Origin of the sequence: Terriglobus sp. (assembly GCF_965201105.1) — a bacterium.
In the GTDB taxonomy this organism is placed as follows: domain Bacteria; phylum Acidobacteriota; class Terriglobia; order Terriglobales; family Acidobacteriaceae; genus Terriglobus.
In genome coordinates this window covers 313,950-327,749 of the sequence record NZ_OZ241741.1, presented here as the reverse complement: position 1 = coordinate 327,749, position 13,800 = coordinate 313,950, and the positions used below count along the sequence as shown (strand labels likewise).

The 13,800-nt window shown below is 62.8% G+C and carries 14 protein-coding genes; 9 read left to right on the top strand and 5 right to left on the bottom strand.

Annotation, left to right across the window (positions count from 1 at the left end):
- Positions 1–159: 159 nt before the first annotated feature.
- The 4 genes from ACOFKT_RS01360 to ACOFKT_RS01345 all read left to right on the top strand — a co-directional run bounded on the left by ACOFKT_RS01360 (position 160) and on the right by ACOFKT_RS01345 (position 3,192).
- Positions 160–459, top strand: coding sequence for a hypothetical protein (locus ACOFKT_RS01360; protein WP_419805649.1), 300 nt, complete (start codon positions 160–162; stop codon positions 457–459).
- Between the two features lie 80 nt (positions 460–539).
- Positions 540–1,508, top strand: a complete 969-nt coding sequence (gene fabD, locus ACOFKT_RS01355) for an ACP S-malonyltransferase (protein WP_419805648.1) — start codon at positions 540–542, stop codon at positions 1,506–1,508.
- A complete protein-coding gene (locus ACOFKT_RS01350) occupies positions 1,505–2,338 on the top strand; it encodes an ABC transporter ATP-binding protein (protein WP_419807073.1) in 834 nt (277 codons plus the stop codon). The genes fabD and ACOFKT_RS01350 overlap by 4 nt, the downstream gene beginning before the upstream one ends.
- Before the next feature lie 104 nt (positions 2,339–2,442).
- Positions 2,443–3,192, top strand: a complete 750-nt coding sequence (locus ACOFKT_RS01345) for a metallophosphoesterase family protein (protein WP_419805647.1) — start codon at positions 2,443–2,445, stop codon at positions 3,190–3,192.
- A 32-nt stretch (positions 3,193–3,224) separates the two neighbouring features.
- On the opposite strand, the gene ACOFKT_RS01340 is transcribed toward ACOFKT_RS01345, so the two are convergent.
- Positions 3,225–3,686: a YraN family protein gene (locus ACOFKT_RS01340; protein ID WP_419805646.1), complete on the bottom strand. Its 462-nt coding sequence runs from the start codon at positions 3,684–3,686 to the stop codon at positions 3,225–3,227.
- Between the two features lie 67 nt (positions 3,687–3,753).
- On the opposite strand from ACOFKT_RS01340, the gene ACOFKT_RS01335 reads away from it, so the two are divergent.
- Together ACOFKT_RS01335 and ACOFKT_RS01330 are read left to right on the top strand one after the other, a co-directional pair.
- Positions 3,754–6,516: a patatin-like phospholipase family protein gene (locus ACOFKT_RS01335; protein ID WP_419805645.1), complete on the top strand. Its 2,763-nt coding sequence runs from the start codon at positions 3,754–3,756 to the stop codon at positions 6,514–6,516.
- A 179-nt stretch (positions 6,517–6,695) separates the two neighbouring features.
- On the top strand, positions 6,696–7,187 hold the full coding sequence (locus ACOFKT_RS01330; RefSeq protein ID WP_419805644.1) for a hypothetical protein: 492 nt from the start codon (positions 6,696–6,698) through the stop codon (positions 7,185–7,187).
- Positions 7,188–8,040: 853 nt separating this feature from the next.
- On the opposite strand, the gene ACOFKT_RS01325 is transcribed toward ACOFKT_RS01330, so the two are convergent.
- Positions 8,041–10,275: a beta-glucosidase family protein gene (locus ACOFKT_RS01325; RefSeq protein WP_419805643.1), complete on the bottom strand. Its 2,235-nt coding sequence runs from the start codon at positions 10,273–10,275 to the stop codon at positions 8,041–8,043.
- Between the two features lie 153 nt (positions 10,276–10,428).
- Between ACOFKT_RS01325 and ACOFKT_RS01320 the strand changes: the two genes are divergently transcribed.
- Positions 10,429–10,857 (top strand): organic hydroperoxide resistance protein, encoded by a 429-nt coding sequence (locus ACOFKT_RS01320; RefSeq protein WP_419805642.1) that lies wholly within the window; start codon positions 10,429–10,431, stop codon positions 10,855–10,857.
- A 30-nt stretch (positions 10,858–10,887) separates the two neighbouring features.
- Here the strand turns inward: ACOFKT_RS01320 and ACOFKT_RS01315 are convergent, their stop codons facing one another.
- Both ACOFKT_RS01315 and ACOFKT_RS01310 read right to left on the bottom strand, forming a co-directional pair.
- Complete coding sequence (locus tag ACOFKT_RS01315; RefSeq protein ID WP_419805641.1) at positions 10,888–11,319, bottom strand: hypothetical protein; 432 nt, start codon at positions 11,317–11,319, stop codon at positions 10,888–10,890.
- Positions 11,320–11,347: 28 nt separating this feature from the next.
- Positions 11,348–11,743, bottom strand: coding sequence for a hypothetical protein (locus tag ACOFKT_RS01310; protein WP_419805640.1), 396 nt, complete (start codon positions 11,741–11,743; stop codon positions 11,348–11,350).
- A gap of 262 nt (positions 11,744–12,005) precedes the next feature.
- On the opposite strand from ACOFKT_RS01310, the gene ACOFKT_RS01305 reads away from it, so the two are divergent.
- Positions 12,006–12,212, top strand: a complete 207-nt coding sequence (locus ACOFKT_RS01305; RefSeq protein WP_419805639.1) for a hypothetical protein — start codon at positions 12,006–12,008, stop codon at positions 12,210–12,212.
- Between the two features lie 127 nt (positions 12,213–12,339).
- A complete protein-coding gene (locus ACOFKT_RS01300; protein ID WP_419805638.1) occupies positions 12,340–12,504 on the top strand; it encodes a hypothetical protein in 165 nt (54 codons plus the stop codon).
- A gap of 152 nt (positions 12,505–12,656) precedes the next feature.
- Here the strand turns inward: ACOFKT_RS01300 and ACOFKT_RS01295 are convergent, their stop codons facing one another.
- On the bottom strand, positions 12,657–13,412 hold the full coding sequence (locus ACOFKT_RS01295; protein ID WP_419805637.1) for a PEP-CTERM sorting domain-containing protein: 756 nt from the start codon (positions 13,410–13,412) through the stop codon (positions 12,657–12,659).
- Positions 13,413–13,800: the final 388 nt, after the last annotated feature.

The window sequence follows — 13,800 nt, the reverse complement described above, 5'->3', positions numbered from 1 at the left end:
GGGCTCCAGGAAAAAGGTGCGCTGTGCCAAATCGCAGTCGTGAGGATACGCGCCGCTTTACGCCCCCGTGCCGCTGCCACGCAGGCTGACCCATGCGGGCCGCTGGACCGGACGAAAGTGCCAGGTGAGTCCTTCATGCGCTGCGCTATCATGTGTCGCATGAGGTTCAACCGCCAGCGCCGCGCTTTGTTGCAGCAATTCGAACGACGTCTCACCGAGCAGATGGAGCAACTGCAAAAGCTGCCGGGGCGAGTCGAGGCAGCGGTCCGTGGAGAACGTCCTCTGGGGGGAGTCGCCACGACGGCAGCGTGGGTGACCGGTGCGGTCGCCGTCGTCGCCGCTGGCCTGTATGCAGGCCGGGAGCTGCGCTCCCGCTACAAGTTCAAGCGGCGCACGCCGTATGACTACTACGCGCATTCGGGCGATCGCTCTGACCTGGAGTTTGGCGTCGGCATTTAGACCTGCTTACCCCAGCGGCTCGCCCGGTCCGCTGCCGTTCGTGGAACGGGCCTGCGCGTGGCGGCAGTATCATCAACTCCATGAGCGCCGCAGCCAGCATTGCCTTTCTTTTCCCCGGCCAGGGATCCCAGACCGTCGGCATGGGCCGCGAACTCTACGAGCAGTTTCCCGCCGCAAAAGCCGTATTCGATGAGGCCAATGACGCGCTCGGCTACTCGCTGACGGACCTGTGCTTCAACGGACCCGAAGAGCAGTTAAAGCGGACAGAGTTCACACAGCCCGCGATCCTGACGGCCAGCGTGGCAGCGGCCCGCGTTCTGGCGGACAAAGGTGTTGCGCCGGCGCTTGCGGCCGGGCACTCGCTGGGCGAGTACTCCGCGCACGTGGTCGCGGGCACGTTCAACTTCGCCGATGCCGTGGTTACGGTGCGCAACCGCGGCCGCTACATGCAGGACGCGGTACCCGCAGGCAAGGGCACCATGGCTGCGATTCTTGGCCTGGCGCCCGACCGCATCAACGACCTGTGTCAGCAGGCGAGCGACGACCTGAACGACACGGTGGCACCCGCGAACCTGAACTCGCCCGACCAGACGGTGATCAGCGGTGCGACCGCCGCGGTAGAGCGTGCCGTCGCCCTGTGCAAGGAAGCGGGCGCCAAGCGCGCGGTCATGCTGCCCGTCTCCGCTCCCTTCCACTGCAACCTGATGGCGCCCGCGGCCGAGCGCCTGGCCGCCGACCTGGAGCGCATGGTGTTTCTCGATCCCGCGTTTCCCGTCGCCAGCAACGTGGACGCGCGCATGGTCACCCGCCGGTCGGACGCGCGCGACTCGCTGATTCGGCAGGTCACCGGCGCCGTGCGCTGGACGGACTGTATCGCGCAGATGAAGATGTGCGGTGCAACGACCTTCGTGGAGGTCGGCCCCGGTCGCGTGCTGACCGGGTTGCTGCGCCAGATCGACCGCGATCTGACCGGACTAAATGTCGAGGACGCGGCCAGCCTGCAGAAGACGCTCGACGCTCTGCAGCAGAGCACGGAGACGCCGGCCTGACCGGCGAAACGCCAACGCCACACGAAGCGCTGCTGCAGGTTGACAACCTGCGGATCCGTTTTGGCGAGCACACTGCGGTCGATGGCATTTCGTTCGACATCGCGCCGGGCCAGACATTGGGGTTGGTTGGCGAGTCCGGCTCCGGCAAGTCCGTCACTTCCTTTGCGGTCATGCGGCTGCTCGCACCATCGGCGAGATTGACCGGCGCCATCCGCTTCCGCGGGCAAGACCTGCTCGCGCTTCCCGAGGACAAAATGCGCGGCCTGCGCGGCCGCGAGATCGCCATGATCTTTCAGGAGCCCATGACCGCGCTGAATCCGGTGCTGACCATTGGCGAGCAGATCGCCGAGGCCGTGCGCGCGCACCATCCGAAGCTTGCGAAAGCCGAGGTGCGCGAGCGTGTTCTGGCATCGCTGGAGGAAGTCGCGCTGCCCGATGTTTCGCGGCGCTACGGCGACTACCCGCACCAGTTTTCCGGCGGCCAGCGCCAGCGCATTCTGATCGCAATGGCGGTCGTCAACCAACCGGCACTGCTGATCGCCGACGAGCCCACGACCGCGCTCGACGTCACGGTGCAGGCGCAGATCCTAAAGCTGCTGCGGCGGCTGCGGGAGCAGCACGGCCTGGCGATGCTGTTTATCTCGCACGACCTGGCCGTGACCGCCCAAGTGGCAGACCACGTAGCGGTGATGCAGCACGGCCAAATCGTGGAACAACGGCGCGCGGAGGACCTGTTCCGCAACCCGCAGCACCCGTACACGCAGCGCCTGCTTGCCGCCGCGCCGACCATGCGCACGGACCGCGCCGCGCCGCTCGCTACGCTCCGCTGAAGCTCGCCGTCGTCTTCGCTGGCAGCCGTCGCGACATTCCTCGCCGAGGCCTGCGGGACTATCATGGCAAAGGCCGCAGACGCCCCGCTGTTCGCACCCAACTCATGCGCGCGCTCATTCTTTCCGACATTCACGGCAACCTGGAAGCTCTGGAAGCAGTGCTGGCCGCCGCGCCGCCGCATGATGCCGTGTGGAACCTGGGCGACGTTGTCGGCTACGGCGGAAGTCCGAACGAATGCGTCGCCGTGATGCGAGATCGCTCCGATGCCAGCGTGCGCGGCAATCACGACAAGGTCTGCAGCGGCGTCATGCCGGCGACGCACTTCAACCCCACGGCGCGGCAGGCGGTGGAGTGGACCATGGGCGTGCTCACCACGGAGTCACGCACCTGGCTGGAGGCGATGCCGCAGGGGCCGCTGTCACCGCCGGGCTCATCCAGCCTGATCTCGCATGGTTCGCCCGCGGGCGAGGACATCTACGTGCTCAACATCCGCGACGCCTGGGGCACGCTGCAGGCCAGCGAACATCGCGTCACGCTGTTCGGCCACACGCATGTGCAGGGTGGCTTTCACGCTCTGGGATCGCAGTGGCTTGGCTTTCAGCCGGCGCATCGCAACGGCAGCAGCAAATGGATCTTGCCGCTCAATACCGACGGAACCCGCTACATGGTGAACCCAGGGTCCGTCGGGCAGCCCCGCGACGGCGACTGGCGCGCGGCATTTGCCCTACTGGACGAAGAATCGAACGAACTCACCTTTTACCGTGAACCGTACGACCTGGCGCGCGCACAGGGCCGCATCCTAATGGCCGGTTTGCCAGAGCGGCTGGCCCTGCGGCTGCGTGAAGGGCGGTAGGCGCCTCCCGCTCGCTGCAAGCAGCGTCGTACCTATTCCGACCGTAGCGAGAACGCATCCGTCTGCACCTGGACGCGCCACTCGCGCCGCAGCCGCAGGACCGTGACCACGTCGGCACGCATGTTGGGCAGCGGGTCTCCGTCGGAGTACAGACCGCGCACATAGGCCCGGGCCATGCGGCGCAACGCGTGCCGCTTGTCGCCATGCACCAGCCGCTCCGGCGCGTATTGGTCACGCGACGCACGGGTCTTCACCTCAACAAAGCAGAGGGTTTCACCGTGCCAGGCAATCAGGTCGATTTCACCGTCCAGGTTCGGTGCGCGCCACTGCCGGGCGACGATCACGTAGCCGAGCCGCCTCAGGTGGAAGTAGGCACGCCGCTCACCCGCGTCCCCCAGCGCACGCCGCCGCGCGGCCCGTGACGTGTCGCGGCGTGCGCGAATCGCGGCCAGCACATCCAATCCCGCTTCGTTCAGGCGCAACCATGGTCGCATCGCTCATTCATAACAGGAGACGCCTTTCACAATCCAACCCGGCTGGCGTGCATCGTATGGACAAGGCATGATTCGGAAAAGGTTTGTTGCACGATCCACCTCGCTTGCGCTCGGCTGCTTTCTTGGCACCGCTGGCCCCGCTGCCGTCAGGGCGCAGGTGCCTCCGACACCCGACGCGGCGGCAGCAGAAGCGGCCGGGGCCAGCAACGCACCCTCCGCCCGAAATGTGCCAAAGCAGGACCGAGAGACGCAGAACGAAAGCGGCAGCAAGCCCGGCGTTCCCCCCGCGGGTGCGCGGCCGCCCATGCAGCTGGCCTGGCCCGCCCAGGACTTCAGCGGACGCTCCAACGAAGCCGTACTAAAGCCGGTCTACGCGCCGCCGCCGCCACTGGGGCGCAAGCGCATCGGCGTGGCGCTGGGCGGCGGTGGCGCGCTCGCGCTGAGCGAGATTGGCGTGCTGCAGTGGTTCGACGAACACCACATTCCCGTGGACGCGATTGCCGGCACCAGCATGGGTTCGCTGGTCGCCGCGCTCTACGCCACCGGCCACTCGCCAGCGCAGATTCAGGATCTGACCAGCGACCAGGTCTTCTCCAAGGTTTTTCGCCTGAGCACCGACTTCCGGCAGATCAATTTCCGCCGCCGCGAGGACGCCCGTTTTCTGCCTGGCGGCTTCAATCTGGGGCTGAAGCACGGCGTTTCGTTCCGCAATGGCGTGCTGCTGGATTACGGCTTGGACGAGTTCCTGAATGCTCAGTTCCTGCCCTACGGTGCCGCCTACGATTTCAATCGCATGCCAATCCCCTTCCGCTGCGTCGCCACGGACATCCTGGTGGGCCGCGAAGCGGTCTTCACGCAGGGCCCGCTGGCCGAGGCAGTGCGCGCCTCCATCTCGATCCCGGGCGTGTTTCCCCCGCTGGAGGATGGTGGTCACACCTACGTGGACGGCGCCTTGACAGAGAATCTGCCGGTGGACACCGTGAAGAGCGATCTGCACGCGGACGTGGTCATCGCGGTGTCGCTGCCACTAACGCCGCCCGACCGCGGCGACACCGGTTCGCTGCTCGGCATTCTGCAGCGCAGCTTTTCCGTGGCGTCCTGGTCCAATGAGGTCCGCTCCCGCAGCCTGGCAAACGTCTTGGTCGAGCCAACCGCTCCTGCGGGTGTGGGTGCCGCCGATTATGCGCGCTCCGCCGACCTGGCCAAGGCCGGCTACGCGGCCGCAGAGAAGGTGCGCGACAAACTGCTGCCGTATCGCTTGAGCGATGCGCAATGGGAGCAATACCTCGCCCAACACCGGGAGCGCTTCCGTGGAACCCTGGGTAATATCGCGCAGGTCAACGTGCTCGCCCCCACACACTCCGTGGCCAACGGCATTCGGGATACTGCCGCACCGCTTATTGGAAAGCCGCTGCAGCCCGAACGCATCGATCAGGCACAGAACGAAGTTCGCAATGATGGCCGGTTCCTTTCCGACTACTTCCTTTCTTCGCACGGCCAGAAGGTCGACTTTCATGTAACGGGTCCCGCCAACGAAGGCCGCCATGTGGAGGGTCGCGAACTCCTGCATCCGCGGGAAAAGCGCGGCCCCGGCGACGAAACAGCGGCCCAGGAATACGGTGAAACAGGCGAAACGGAAACGGAGGCCGCCAGCGGCGCGCACGGAGAGGCCGTGAGCACGCAGCCGGTGAACAACACTATTCCAGTGGGCAGCCGCGATGCCACGCCCGCCAAACAACCTGACAAGCCAACCTACGAAACCGTCGTGCCCATCAGCGTGGGCCAGGTGGTCGCCACGGCAACGCCTCCGTCCACCTACAAGCCGGGCCCGAATGACCTGGACCTGAACCTGTTTGTGCGCGACAAATCATTCGGACCGCCGTTCCTACTGATCGGCGGCAACGTTATCGCGCAGACCGGCGGCGTATCCCGCGCCACGATCGACGCGGTGCTCACGCAACAGGACTTCGGCGGCTACCGCTCGGAATTGCGCACAACGATTCGCTTTGGCTTTCTGACCTTTTTGGAACCGGAGTACTACAAGCGCATCACGCGGGGCGGCCTGTTCGTCGCACCAAGGCTTACCTTTCTGCGTACACCGGTTTACATCTGGGGCAACCAGAAGAAGGTTGCGGAGCGCCAGCAGATCCAGGCCGGCGGCGGCGTTGACCTGGGTTACACCCTGTCCCACTTCACGGAGCTACGCGCTGGATGGCAGGAGAACACCAATCGCTGGCACACCGAAACCGGCATCGACGGCCTGCCCGACTTCAACGGGCACCAGCAACTGGCGCGCGTCCTGTATCGCTTCAACGGGCAAGACCGCGATCTGATTCCGCTGCACGGCCTGCGCGCCGAACTGAACGCGGGCTATCAGTTCGACACCGTGCGCAGCCAGAACGCGCCGCGCATTCAGGGTTTGGCGAGCTATTTTCGCGACATCGGTCACAGCAACACGCTTTCGCTATCGGGTGAGGGCGGCACCTTTGCCGGCCGCAACATCGCCGACCCGTTCCGCTTCACGCTGGGCGGCCCGCTGCGTCTGTCAGCATCGACGTTTGAGGAGTACCGCGGCACCGATTACTGGTTGGTGCGGCCCGCCTACTTCCGCCGCATCGCCTCGCTGCCCGCACCGCTGGGACAGTCGATCTATGTACTTGGCACCTATGAGGCGGGTCAGATGTATTCCCCGACAAGCTCCGTCGTGACCCGGCAAGATGTCTTCCTCGGCCTGGCCGCGGAGACGCCGCTCGGCGCCATCACCTTTGGACCGGCGATTGGCGACCACGACCACCGCAAAATCATCTTCACGCTCGGACGCTTCTTTTAACAAACTGGCAAGTATGATTTCGACCGGAGCACGCGCGTTCTTTGCAAGGGCATCGTGCGCTTGATGCGTGCACCGTAACGTGCAACTCGCTACACGCCTGACTGCGCTGCCTGCTGAGATACCTCTTTGCAATCTGCCGGTGTCTAATGAACACGCCAACACGGCAAAAGGATCGGACCATGACGCTGTTGAATGCCCCCGCCTACGACGAACGACGCGAAAAGCTGGTGCGCCTGTCCCTGATCGCAGCCGTCGCGCTGTTCATCCTGTTGCTGGTGCTTGCCTTCGCGGGCTTTGTTACCGGGCACGGGTGGCTGTTCAGCAATCTTCCAATCGAACACAAGATCAATCGGTTCTTCACCGCGCTGGAGCAGAAAGACTACGACACCGCGTATGGCATTTACCAGAATGACAAGGACTGGAAACAGCACCCGGACAAGTACCACGGTTACCCGGAAGACCGCTTCATCGAAGACTGGACGAAGTACAGTCCCATCGGAAAGCCCATCACCACGCACCACGTCGACAAGTCCGTCACAGACGGCAGCGGCGTCTTCGGCACCACGGTCATCGTGGGCACCACGGTAGACGGCGGCAAGCGCATCTTCATCCCCTACCAACGCTCCGACGGCACGCTCACCTACCCTGCCCCACACGTCTTTGAGTACTAAGCGACTTTCCTCGAGTCATGTCCTAAGTCGATGTACTGGGCCGCGCTCTCAAGCAGCAGAATTGCTTGCCTTACTGGCAGCCTATCCAGGCCTAGGCCAATGGATGAGGCTCCGATTCGCCGAATCTTGCCGTCAGCATGCTGATTGAATCGGGACACCGCAAGCAGACTCTCACGGAGGATGAGCGTTGTCGCCTCCGCGGGTGCTAGCACCTCACCTGGCTGGATGGCCACTCCTGGAATGGCGAAGTCTGGCCGGCCTCTTTCCCGTTCGAACGAAGGGGTGCGAACGACCTGAGTCTGATACAGAGTTGGAGAAGGTGGCAGACTGCCCCACTCGAGTGCGGCCATGAGTGGGACCATCACTGCATCAAGTCCCCCACTCAGACTTAGCGCTTCCGCATAAGTTGGAACGATAGAAATCCAGCGGCACAATGAAGCCAAGCCCTGTTTTAGAGCAAGCGAACGCTTCCCATCACTATCCACAATGTAGAGCTGAAGCGTGTCATTCATGACTCGTTACCCATACAAGCTCATCATTCCGTATTAGAACACCAGCACCTTCGCTTGCAGCACCGTGCGCAGGTGATCTTTCAATCAGAACAAGTGGTGCGCTTGCTTGAACTACTGTTGTATTCGGCCCACCGAAGTCTATCTGCCGCGCTCTAAAGCGTTCTGCATCAGAACGAGAAAAGAAGAAGCCCTTGTACTCCGTCCCGTTCGGAGAAGCATGGAAGTTACCCGTCTTCCTAAGGTCCAGCATTTCAGCCGATTCGATCGCTCGATAGAGCTGAACCACCCTCCGTAGACTCACATTGCCCTTCTGGCAGAGCCGCCCGCTTTCGCTTGCTCGCTTACTGCAGCTCCATCGTCGCCTTCAGCGGTTCGTCCGCGCTCGATCCGCCAACACGCACGCCGTACGTTCCCGGCACCATGTGGAAGCGCTCCGCGCCTTCGTCGAACACCTGCAGAACATCCGGTGCCAGCATCACGGTGACCGTCTTCGACTCGCCCGGCTGCAGATCGACGCGCTGCCATCCAGCCAGCCGTTGGAACGGCTCGCCCGCTGCGTCGGGCAGCGTCGCGTACACCTCTGCGACCTCCGTACCGGCGCGCTTGCCCGTGTTCTTCACGCTAAAGGTGACAGACTTCGCCGACGCATCCGTCTTCAGCCCCGAGTACGCATACGTGGTGTACGACAGCCCGAAGCCGAACGGAAACAGCGGCTGCTTGTGCTCGGATTCGTACCACTTGTACCCAACCTTCAGCCCCTCGTCATAGCTGACGCTGTAGCCTGTGCCGGTGCCGGTGTTCACACCGCTGCTGCTGGTGTCCTGCATACCCGGCGCGAGGTGCGCAATCGTTGGGTGCGGCAGGTCGGCCTCGCTCGCCGGAAAAGTCATGGCGAGCTTGCCGGTCGGGTTCACCTCGCCGGTCAACACATTCGCCAACGCATGGTGCCCCGCCGAGCCCGCGTACCAGGCCTCGACCACGCCCGCCACCTTGGGCAGCCACGGCATGGTCACGGCCGTGCCCGTTTCCAGCACAACCACCGTGTTCTTGTTCGCCGAAGCGACCTGCTCGATCAACGCGTCCTGGTTGTCGGGCAGCGAGAGCGATGAGAGGTCCATGCCTTCGCTGGTCCACTGCGTGCCGAAGACGATTGCAACGTCCGCACCACGCGCCGCGGCCGCTGCTGCCGCCGGGTCATCACCCGAGGTGTAAGTGATGCGGGCTCCCGGCATCTTCGCCTGCAGCGCCTTCAGCGGTGACGTTGGGAAGTACACATGCGCCTGCCAGAAGCCACCCTTGCGGCCGTTCACGGCCACGGTATTGCCACCCGGCGGGTCCACCTGTGCCGAGCCGCCACCGGAGATCATGCCCACATCCGCGTGCCCGCCGATTAACGCAATGGTGCGCACCTTGGGTCCAAGCGGCAATACGGCATGCTCGTTCTTCAGCAGCACGATGCTTTTTTCTTCCATGTGCCGCGCTGTCTCCAAACCGGCTTCCACGTCGGGCACCGACTTCTGCGTCGGGTGGTCGACGATGCCGCTGACAAACTCGCCGTACAGCATGCGCCGCACGTGGTCGTCGAGGTCAGACATGGGCACCTTGTGCTGCTCGACGGCGGTCTTCAGTACATCGCCGTAGTACGTATCCAGCGGTTGTTCGTTATCCAGGCCTGCCGCGCTCGCCTTTGCGGTCGAGTGGGTGCCGCCCCAGTCGGAAAGGACAAAACCCGGAAACTGCCACTGCCCTTTCAGCACATCGTGCAGCGTGTAGGTGTTCTCGCACGCGTAGTCGCCGTTGATGCGGTTGTACGAGCACATGACCGCCGCGGGGTGACCGATGTTGATGCCGATGTGAAACGCGAGCAGATCCGTTTCCTGCAGCGCGCGCCTGGAGATGCGCGCATCCACAATGTTGCGGCCCGTCTCCTGGTCGTTCACGGCATAGTGCTTGATGTCGCCGATCACATGTTGGGCCTGCTCGCACTTGATGCGGTTGCCGACCAGCGTGCCCGCCAGCAGCGGGTCCTCGCCCATGTACTCAAAGGTGCGGCCGTTGCGCGGCTCGCGCGTCAGGTTCACGCCACCCCCCAGCGTCATGGTGAAGCCCTGGTTGCGCAGTTCCGTGCCGATCAGCTTGCCGTATTCGCACGCAGAGTTCGTGTCCCAGCTATTCGCCGACGCAAAGTTCGACGGCAGTGCCGTGGAGTAGCGGCCGTTATCGCCGCTGGAGCGCACGCCATACGCCGCATCGCTCATCACAATCGGCGGAATGCCGAGCCGCGGCACGCCTACGACCAGACCCGCGCCGCCGTTCATCTGGTACGTCAGCGGCATCTCCCATTCCTGCACATGCGCCATGCCATTGCCGTGCAGCATGGCGATCTTTTCGTCCAGGGTCATCTGCTTCAGGGCCAGGTCGGCGCGCTGGTCAGGCGGCAGGCTCGCATCCATCCACGGACCTTTCACCGGCTCGGGCCGCGCATGCGGCCGCTGCGCGGAAACGGAGACGGCGGCGAGCGCCAAAGCGGCAGCGGTCGTCAGGACAACAGAGGACTTCAAAGCACTATGCGGCATGGATTCGGCGCTCCTCAACTGCGTGCCTGTTCTGCGCATCGGGAAAAATGCATTGGCACGAGAGCTACCACTGTAACAAGCCAGGCAAACCTTTGTCCGATTACGGCGAAGCGGACTGGCCGCACGCGCATCCAACTGACGAAGGAGCAAACTATGGCATTGGATAAGGTGATCTACACCGCGCACGCAACCGCGACCGGAGGCCGCGACGGCGTGGCAAAGTCCGACGACGGCAAGCTGGATGTAAAGCTCGATCCGCCAACGGGTATGGGCGGCGGCGGGAAAGGCACCAATCCCGAGCAGATGTTTGCCGCCGGCTACGCGGCCTGCTTTATCGGCGCACTTAAACTTGTCGCCGGCACGCAGAAGATTCCGGTGCACGATGTATCGATAGATTCGTCGGTAAATCTTGGTCCGCTGGCAAACGGCGCAAAGGGCTTTGGAATCGGCGTGGACCTGGTTGTGCACCTGCCCGGCCTGGAGCGCGATCAGGCGGAAAAGCTGGTGCACGAGGCGCACGAGGTTTGCCCGTACTCCAACGCGACGCGCGGCAATATCGACGTAAATCTGTCCGTTGCATAACCGCGCAGTTCGACAGGGAAAGGTGCGCTTTCAGTGCACCTTTTTCCATTGCGCGGATTCGGCTTCCCGCAACAGGTCGATGGAGCGGTCGTACTGCGGGTACGACAGGACCAACATCACGATCACGGTTGCGATCACGAACCAGCGCGGCGTCATATGCGTGCGAACGAAGACCCCGAGCACCGTCAATGGCATCAGGCCGAGCAAGGACAGCAGGTGCATGCGAGCGAGTGGCCGCCAGACACTCCTTGCTGCGGCACCGAATGGGTTGTACGCAGGGTGGGCGCGGCCTGGGTAAAACAGCAGCACGATGATCCAACTGGTGTAGATAACGGCTGCGGCCAATTCTGGGCCAAAGCGGAACGTGCGCGCGACGCCTACGGCGAAGAAGCTTGCCAGCAGCATGACGGCAAGTCCTGCGATCCAGAGCAGTTGTTCCAGCAGCCACAGCGGCCAACGCACCCATCGGCTCCTGCGGGGTGCAGCTTGCTTACTGCGGCTTCGCGGCACTTGCGGCGGCTGCGGTCGCGGTAAACGTGCCCTGATAGTTCAGCGGCTGCACGTCAATGTCGCCGCTCACGGTGCCGTCCTTCTGCAGCTTGCCGGTGTACGTCAGTGTCAGTGCCTGGCCGTTGTATTCGCCGGCATGCTTCAGGGTCAGCGTGGTGCCGTCAAAGGTGCCGGTCGTCTCGCGGTCTTTACTGTCCATGGTGCAGGTGCCGGTCAGTTTGGTGTCTGGTCCGGTCAGGGTGCAAACATCGTGAATCGGGTAGCCTTGCACGTCGCCTTCGATGGTCCACTTGCCAGCGCCCTTCCCATCGGCGGCGAAGGCGAAGGTGCTCACGGCGAGCAGGGCGGGAACGAGCGACAGGCGAGCGAGCTTCACGGTTGCACCTCTAAGGAACTGCCCGAGCAGTCTACCAGCGTTCCCCTGCTTCGGCTGACTGCATTTCGCCGGGCTGACCCACGCATTTTGCGGGCGACTGGAAACGCTCTCCAGGCGCACCTGGATTGCGAGCGAGTTGACTTGCTCCTGCATCGGAGCAGCTTTCGCGTGCGTGCCACCACGTGGGCCTGATTCAAGTGGCCTTGCAGGGACTCCTTACGAGGCGGCGTCACGGGTGAGCACGACGCGCATCCTACTTGGTATGAGCGAAGAGACGAGTGGAATTTACGGCAAACCGAAGTTCGGACTGATCGTTGCAGGGGCCGGCGTGGCGCTGATCTTGCTACTGATCGCAGCTCTGCTCTATCTGCGCACCGGTCACCCGGTCTTCCACACGGAGCCGCAGCCGAGGAACAATAAAGGCTTGATCGTGCCCTTGCCTGTCGGTCCGATGCGCCGGGCTGCCTGAGCCTTTGCCAAGTCTTCAAGATGTCGGGTCCCCAGACACTCGACAGGCGTTCTTGCGGTAAATTGCATCTGATGGTGCGGGCAGACGAAACGGAACCGTGTTTCTCTGCTTTTTTGAGGTGAGGCAAATGAAGCGTTTAGTGCTGCTGTGTTCTGCGATGATTGCGTGCCTGCCGTTGAGCGGGTGCATGGTGGCGGGCTATTCCAGCCGCGGCGGCGGCTTCTTCTTCCCGGGCGGTCTGGGCCTGCTGGTAATCCTGGTCATCGCCTTTCTGCTGTTCCGCCGCAGGTAGGTTACTAGCTAGTCTAAAAGTCCTTGCTTCCGCAGGGTTCATCCTCTTCGCGCAACGGGTATACGAGAAGGGGCACCTGAAGAGACGACCGGACCATCATGGAATTGCCTGGAACGCCGCACTCTCATCCTTGACGCTGATCCGCGGTGATCTTAAGCGTTGTTGCGTACGCGGCGGCGAACCTCACCGATCAGACCGATCACACCCGTACCCATAAGGAGCAGAGAGGACGGCTCGGGAGTGACACCGATGATCGTGCCCCCAGGGCCGGAATCGATATTGCCGACGGTGTGGTTGTCAGACTCGAAGCCACCATTCGCAGGGCTCTCTGTAAATACAACCTTGTTGAACGTGCCATTCGAGTCGAAGAAGTTCAAAAACGCATACTGCTGCCCAGTGTTTCCGGCTTGCGCTGGATTCGGATTTCCGCAATACCCGGAGCTGCTGGGGCAGGCACCCACGAGCGCCGCGAAGGCAGCGGGGGTGAAGGTGTATAGCAAGGTCGAGTCCTCGAAGAAGGACAATCTGTTCCCTTGATCGAGTGCTGAAAACCAAAGGCCAAAATAATTCACGTTCTGGCTGAGGGTCAGCGTATAGGTGCTGGTGGTTGTGATGAACTTGCCTACTCCGCCTGCTCCGCCGGTAAGATTGGCATTGCTCAGTACGAAGTTGCCGGTGTACGTACCCGTCAACTGACTGTTGTTAAACGTGGTTGTGAGTACACCGTTCGCGGGTACTGCACTGTTAAACGTCTCAACACTGCTGGAAGCAGCTGAGCTTTGCACACCTGCGGCGTAGTAGGAGATCGTGAAGCTATCGGCCAACGCGCTTGATGCGCAGAGTGAGGCCAACAGGGCGACGGATGCGGGAAGCAGGGCAAATCTCGTTAAGGCGTGAGGAAGCTGCATAACGAACTCCTAAGACTGGTGTTGTTGATTTGGGAACCCAACGCTATCACAGCACCGGGCAGGGCTGTACCTCGCCAAACCGGGATCGAATCGTAGCTCGAAGGTGTACTTCGTTTGTGTTTCGAAGCGGATGGTTTGAAAGCGGTCGCGGCATTGTGCGGTTCCGAGAAGAAGCTGGCGGCGGAAGCAGCTGGCCGCGATGCAGCAGACACCAGAGGTGGGTGGCGGCGTTCGAGACCGGTCGGCATGTGACGTAGATTAGTGTGTCCTCTTTTGTGAGGGAATAGTCCGTTTGGGGGATGAGCTGTGTGTCCCTCTCTGGAGGGCTTTTGTACGGTAGGTGGGTTTACGGGCTCGGGGTGGGTTCGGCGGTTTGGGAGTCTGCCGG